The organism is Schumannella sp. 10F1B-5-1, from assembly GCF_006517535.1.
GTDB lineage: Bacteria > Actinomycetota > Actinomycetes > Actinomycetales > Microbacteriaceae > Schumannella.
The window spans coordinates 1-243 of sequence record NZ_VHQH01000201.1 but is presented as its reverse complement, the minus strand read 5'-3'; the positions used below and the strand labels follow the sequence as shown (position 1 = coordinate 243).

The 243-nt window shown below is 71.6% G+C and carries 1 pseudogene; it reads right to left on the bottom strand.

Annotated elements, in window-relative coordinates:
- Positions 1-233, bottom strand: a pseudogene (locus FJ658_RS15430) (oxidoreductase); the annotation flags it as partial.
- Positions 234-243: the final 10 nt, after the last annotated feature.

Here is a 243-nt window from a genome sequence, read left to right as displayed (position 1 = left end):
TCCCCCGGCCGCACGTCGTGCACCAGGAACGGGGAGACCTCGCCGTCCGGCACCTCGTCGACCGCGAGCACCACGCGGGTGGACTCCCCGGAGGAGGCGATCGAGTACGAGCGGCTCGCCTGGTAGCCGTCCGGTGCGGTCAGGCGCAGGTCGAGGTGCGAACCGGCATCGTTGCCCGGCCAACCGGGCACGTCCAGGGTGATGCGTTTGGCGGTGCGGGTCTCCTGACGGATGTCGACGACG